This window comes from Microcoleus sp. PH2017_28_MFU_U_A (genome assembly GCF_020738035.1).
In the GTDB taxonomy this organism is placed as follows: domain Bacteria; phylum Cyanobacteriota; class Cyanobacteriia; order Cyanobacteriales; family Microcoleaceae; genus Microcoleus.
Map to the genome: position 1 here is coordinate 167,251 of NZ_JAEQCX010000044.1, position 6,667 is coordinate 173,917.

Below are 6,667 nucleotides of genomic sequence, written 5' to 3' on the forward strand. Positions count from 1 at the left end.
TGCGCGATTATGCAACCTACTTATTTACCCTGGTCAGGCTATTTCAATCTAATTACAAGTGTTGATTATTTCTATTACTTAGACGATGCTCAATATGAACGTGGCACTTGGCATAATCGAAATCGAATTTTGTTGGGAGAAAAGCCACATTGGCTGACTGTTCCAGTCACCCGCAAGTTTCTCGGACAGCAATTATATGAAGTTTTATTAGATTCAAAGCAAACTAATTGGCGGAGAAAGCATTCTGATTCTATAAGACATGCCTATGGTCGCTGTCCTTACCTGAAAGACTTAAGTGAAATTATCGATATTATTGAATACGGAAGTCAGATTACTCTAGCAGATGTTAACATCGCTATAATTGAGAAGATTTGCGTAATTCTTGATATTGAGACTGTGAGATATCGTTCCAGTAAATATAAGGTCGATTTACCCCGTAGCGAAAAACTGGTTGAACTATGTCGTATGGTAGGTTGTAATGAATATCTGTCCCCATTAGGAGCGAAAGAATATTTGCTAAACGATAATTTTGAACAATTATCTGAAGTATGCTTAATTTTCCAAAATTTTCATCCTACTTCTTACCCGCAACAGAAGGTGACTGAGTTTATCAGTCATCTCTCTATCCTAGATGTAATTGCAAATCTAGGTATACGAGGAGCAAAAGACTATATTGGACAAACCTATGAGTAATTTGATGAAAGTTACATTAATCGCTGATTCATGTTTTCTGTTTGAATACCAAGGAGTTCGGATTCTGACCGATCCTTGGATTGGTACTCCTGCATATGATGGAGCATGGCTACAGTTTCCTCAACCAGTGATAAATGCTAAAGAAATCGGACGTTTAGATTATATTTTTATTTCACACATTCATGAGGATCATTGCGATCTGAAAACATTACTATATCTCGATCGCAGTGCCAAAATCGTATTGATGGATCGTCATCCAAACTTGGTTGAAAATTTCCTGCATTATCATAATCTCTCTTTTGGAGAAGTGATTAAATTACGCCCGCGACAGTTATGGGAAGTTACACCAGGTTTATTTTTTGAAGTAGTAGAAGCCGAGCCTGCTCATGCTCTCAATCATCTAATTGATTCTTCACTAATTATTCACTTTGATGGTAAGGCAGTTTATTTTGCCAACGATAATCCGCCCTATCCAGCACTAGATGACTACCTGTCCCGTTACCAATTCGATTTAGCTTTGCTGCCACCTGTAGGCGGATCGGGCTATCCTGCTTGCTATGATAATTTGACTGAGACAGAAAAGTTAAAAAAGGCAGATCTGATTCGCAATCGTTATCACGCTGAAATGCTGGATTGCCTGCGTAGACTTAAACCACGTCTATTCTGCTCCGTTGCAAACAGTCATGTGCTGGCAGGTAAATCTGCTTTACTCAATGATTTTATGGCTTGGCCTCGGAGTGCTGCTTCAGTGTATCGTTACATAGCAGACCACCGTCAGGCAGGAGATGAATTTCGTCCAGTGTTGTTACTCCCAGGTGACACAATCTCATTGGAAACAGAAATTGGTGTAGAAGATGCAGTTGCAGCCAATTTTTATGATGATGAAATTGAGCGCGAGGCATTTATTCATGGCAAAGCAAAAGATACCCATCATAACTTTGAGGTAATCCAACTTAACCCCAGCATTTCTTTTCCACATTTGTTTACTTTGGCACATAAACGACTGGAAATCTATCTGTCGCGAAATAGTCTGGATATACCCTGGCAATACTTCTTTGCTTACGACCGACAAAAATATGCTAGCGTTAGTCTATCGCCACCTTATACTTTAGATATAAACGTTGGACTTTGTGAAACTAATAGACTTATCGTGCGTTGCGATCCGCGCCTGCTTTTCCTACTTTTGACGGGAGGTTTTTCATGGAACATTGCCGATGCCAGTGGCTTCCTTAGCTATAATAGATGTCCCGATGAATACATTTTTGAGATGTATATTGCGCTTAACTATTTTCGGATTTAGCAAATAAAGAAGGAAACAATGGAAACAAATAATAAATATCAGCTAATACAAGATCCAGAGTACAGTTTTTTACGTATCAACCCCGTGCCAACTGAAGCTGAAGTAGAGCGTTTCTACTTGGATGAGTTTTACTCCGGTGAATACAGCAAATTCAACGATTCAGACCTTTCTGTTCAACAGAAGGATAGAGAGTTCTTTCATCTTCGCTGGCAATTTATTCACGACCAATGCTCCGATATTCTTGGCTCCTTGCTGGGGAAAAAACTTTTGGACATTGGATGCGGCTACTGCCAAGCACTACTTTACTTTCGCGATCGAGGTCTGTCTGTACATGGAATTGAACCTTCTCGCGAGGGCTATGAGTATGGATTGAGTCAAGGAATCAAAATGGTACAAAGAGGAATAGAAGGCAATGATATCAAAGCATTTGATGAACGCTTTGATATCGTTACCCTTCTGAATGTACTGGAACATCTCAGAAACCCTGCTGAGGCTCTCAAGCGTATCCGGTCTGACTACCTCGCAAAGGGTGGGGTTCTAGTCATTGATGTTCCTAATGAATTCAATGACTTTCAAACCAGTGCAAAAGCCGAACACCGCTTGCAGGAGTGGTGGGTATGTCCACCCAATCACTTGAACTACTTTTCGCCAACCTCGCTCAAAGCATTATTGCAATCCTGTGGTTATCAAGTAGTACATATAGAAGCATCTTTTCCACTAGAAATGTTTCTACTGTGGGGTGATGTATATGTAGGAAATGGAGTGTTAGGTGCTGAATGCCATCAGAAACGTGTTCGCTTTGAGCAAGTCCTGGTTAAACATGGAAAGCTTGACAAATTACGTGCTTTTTATGCTGCCTTGGCTGATTTAGAATTAGGAAGGCAAATCACCGTATATGCTGTGCCTATAGAAAGTAGTGAGGTTTGAATGATTCAGATTGTAGATTATCAAATAGGGATCCAGCATTCACCTTTTATCATTGCTGAGATGTCTGGCAACCACAACCAGTCGCTCGATCGCGCCTTAGCAATTGTTGAAGCAGCCGCTAAAGCCGGGGTTCATGCCCTAAAACTCCAGACCTACACCGCCGACACCATGACCCTCGATATAGAAGAAGGCGAGTTTTTTATCAATGATCCCAACTCGCTTTGGAAGGGCAACTCACTCCACAAACTCTACCAACAAGCCTACACCCCGTGGGAGTGGCACGAACCTATTTTCCAACGCTGCCAAGAACTCGGCATCATCAGCTTCAGCACCCCCTTTGACGAAACCGCCGTTGATTTCCTAGAATCCCTGAACGTCCCCTGCTACAAAATTGCCTCCTTTGAGAACACCGATATCCCCCTCATCCGCAAAGTTGCCAGCACTAGCAAGCCGATGATTATTTCAACCGGCATGGCAACAGTCGCCGAACTAGATGAAACAGTCCGCGCCTGTCGAGAAGCGGGATGTCAAGAGCTAATTTTACTAAAATGCACCAGCACCTATCCCGCCACCCCAGAAAACAGCAATCTTCTGACCATTCCCCATCTGCGGGAACTGTTTAACGTGGAAGTCGGTCTGTCTGACCATACAATGGGGATTGGCGTTGCTGTCGGTAGTGTTACCCTGGGTGCTACAGTTATTGAAAAGCACTTTACCTTAAGGCGTGCTGATGGAGGTGTAGATTCAACTTTCTCTATGGAACCTGAAGAAATGTCTCAGTTAGTTATAGAAGCTGAAAGAGCTTGGCAAGCTTTAGGCAAGATCCACTATGGACGAACTGAGGCTGAGAAGGCTTCTTTCGCGTATAGGCGTTCCTTGTATGTTGCAAAAGACATGAAGTCTGGAGATGTCTTTACACCAGACAATCTGAGAACTGTACGTCCTGGATTGGGATTGCCACCAAAATATTATGATGTTTTATTAGGGCAATCTGTTAATCAGGATGTTCAAAAGGGTACACCTGTAACGTGGGATTACCTCAAACATCCAAATCAATCAAGTTAAACCACAATAGTAAATTTTAATTGTTAAGAGTTCAACATGGAAATCAGCAAGTTAGGTGTAAATAAATATTACGGTCACGCCGCCATCATCAGAAACTACTGTGGTTATTCCGAAGAATTGCCTTTGCCCTTAGTGATCCAGCATGGAGGTTCGGCATACTACGATCTTTGGGAAATGACCGATGAATATTTATTTGACTATTGGGTGTGGGATGATGAAGTTAAGGAAATGAATATCAAAACTCGTCATCTTCCACCCCAAACTATTCATGTTTTAGGTGCACCTTTCCTTTATTTAGCTGATGATTTTAAAACATCATTATCAGACGTTGAAAGACAGGGAACAATTGCATTTCCTAATCATTCATCTCCTTGTACTCCAGCAATACAAGACTTTCAGGAGTACGCAAGCCAACTGGAAGCATTACCAGATAAATTCCATCCTATATCTGTTTGTTTGCATCCCTATGATATATGTCTTGGCTTACATATTCCTTTTCAGGAAAAAGGATTTACAGTTATATCATGTGTTCCAGAGGTTATTACCTATTATCAAGACATAGTGAACAATAAAAACTCATTTTGGTACTTATATGGACAGTCTTATACGCCCTCTTACTTGACTAATTTTATTAATTATTGTGCAGACAAGAAATATGCTACGGGCAACTTTTGGACAACACCTGCTTGCTACTCAATCTACCTTGGTCTTCAGTTCTTTTTATATGGAAATAAGACAAAATATGAAAAAGGTGAGTATCTTAGCTCCTCCTCAGAAGAAATGGAATATTACAGAAGAATAGAAGCTATTTTAAGCCTCACAAAGGATGATCAAGTTGCAGATCCTCAAGCTCAATGGGAGATAGCCTCTACCAAATTAGGGATTAAGCACAAAATGGGAAAGATTGAATTGTATACTTATTTAACTAATTTATATAACTCACGTCCTTATGTAGAAGGATTGAGGCAAAAATTTGCTCTTCTTGAGCAGACTGAATCACAAGTGCAAACCTTACAAGTTGAACTTCAGCAATCTACGATTCAAGTTGAAGAAGTTAATGTTCAGCTTCAAAAAATTGAATCAGAGAAAGATTGTTTACAATTTCAACTTAACCAAGTGCAGCAATTGAAAGAAATATGTCAATTTGTACTTAATCAAACTCAATCACAATTTGATCATTATTATGCAGGTTCGGTTGACGAAAAAAATCAACCAAATATACCAATAATGAACTCAGATATAGATGTTCTGAATCAATCATTTGACGAAGACTTACTATCCAGTCATAAGCAAGCCTTAGAAATAGAACCAACTAATCCTTTAGCCTATCATAGGTTAGGGCAAGTCTTGATAAAATTGGGTTATTTAGAAGAAGGAATATCATGCTATAATCATGCTCTTTCATTAGATAGGAATATAGATATTGTCTATTCAGATTTAGCTGAAGCAATGGTTAAAGTCGGAAACCTGGAAAAGGCAATAATTTATTATCGTCGTGCAATTAATCTAAAATTATTTAAAGATAAAATTAACACAGAATAAGCAAATATCAAACTTAGTTCCCCGTGTTGGAGAACTTATTACTTACCTTAAGCCTTTGGAATGTAGAACTTTCGGTCCTTACCGACGCAGATTGTATTCTGGTTGGTGTAAAATCAATTGATGCAATAATAAATTAAACGTGAGGAGGATATCTAAACACATGGAAATGGCATTTACAGGAGAAAGGTACGTTCCTACAGTCCAAGGTCGTATCAGGTATGAGCATTTACATCGCTATGCTTTAGCACTAGACTTTGTTCGAGGCAAATCAGTTCTTGATATAGCCTCTGGCGAGGGATATGGAAGTGCTTATTTGTCTAAACTTGCTAACTCTGTTATCGGTGTTGATATTGACAGAGAGTGTGTCAACTTCTCTCGTAAAAAATACGATAATATTTCCAATTTGGAATTTGTTGTCGGCTCTTGCGATGCCATTCCTCTTTCTAGTGAATCTCTTGAGATAGTAACATCTTTTGAAACCATTGAGCATCACGATAAGCATGATGAAATGATGCGAGAAATTAAACGGGTATTGAAGCCGGGAGGGGTTTTATTGATTTCCGCCCCTAATCGTTTAACCTATTCGGATAATCCCCAATCAGCCTCCGCTAATCCTAATAATCAATTTCATGTAAATGAACCCTATGAATATCAGTTCATAAGTTTACTAAATCGTTACTTCAAGAACGTCAAGCTGTATGGACAGCGATTGGGAATAGGATCTTTTGTCTTTCCGTTATTATCAGACAATCTCCCCTCAAGTATTACGTCTTATACAAATAAAGAAAATGAACTCAAAAAAGAATTCTGTTCTTTACAGGAGCCTATCTATTTTGTTGCAGTATGTTCTGATGAAATAAATAATACAAAGGAACTGTTAGATTCAATTTTTATTGATGATAAAGATGATGTTCTTATGGAGCTTGAGAAGAATACGCAAGATCAATCAAATCAATCAAAATCTATTTTAGATCTGAATAATATCAGATTATCCGAATGCCAAACAGAAGTTTACCAACTTCAGGCATTGCTATCAAATTTTCAGTCTCAACTGCAACAAACTGAGGGTTTATTAGAACAATCCCAGTCTCAACTGCAACAAACTGAGGGTTTATTAGAACAATCCCAGTCTCAACTGCA

Annotated in this window: 6 protein-coding genes; all 6 read left to right on the forward strand. The window is 39.3% G+C overall.

The features are described from left to right. Positions 1 to 9: 9 nt before the first annotated feature. On the forward strand, positions 10 to 693 hold the full coding sequence (locus JGK14_RS10520; protein ID WP_293217714.1) for a WbqC family protein: 684 nt from the start codon (positions 10 to 12) through the stop codon (positions 691 to 693). Further along, positions 686 to 1,993: an MBL fold metallo-hydrolase gene (locus JGK14_RS10525; RefSeq protein ID WP_293217712.1), complete on the forward strand. Its 1,308-nt coding sequence runs from the start codon at positions 686 to 688 to the stop codon at positions 1,991 to 1,993. The genes JGK14_RS10520 and JGK14_RS10525 overlap by 8 nt, the downstream gene beginning before the upstream one ends. Before the next feature lie 18 nt (positions 1,994 to 2,011). After that, a complete protein-coding gene (locus JGK14_RS10530) occupies positions 2,012 to 2,920 on the forward strand; it encodes a class I SAM-dependent methyltransferase (protein ID WP_293217709.1) in 909 nt (302 codons plus the stop codon). Then, positions 2,921 to 3,985 carry a pseudaminic acid synthase gene (gene pseI, locus JGK14_RS10535; protein WP_293217706.1) on the forward strand — a complete coding sequence of 355 codons (1,065 nt, stop codon included), beginning with the start codon at positions 2,921 to 2,923 and terminating at the stop codon, positions 3,983 to 3,985. It begins immediately after the preceding gene. A gap of 36 nt (positions 3,986 to 4,021) precedes the next feature. After that, complete coding sequence (locus JGK14_RS10540) at positions 4,022 to 5,527, forward strand: tetratricopeptide repeat protein (RefSeq protein WP_293217704.1); 1,506 nt, start codon at positions 4,022 to 4,024, stop codon at positions 5,525 to 5,527. 160 nt (positions 5,528 to 5,687) lie between these two features. Continuing rightward, positions 5,688 to 6,667 (forward strand): class I SAM-dependent methyltransferase (locus tag JGK14_RS10545; RefSeq protein WP_293217702.1); only part of this gene is annotated, 980 nt, incomplete at its 3' end.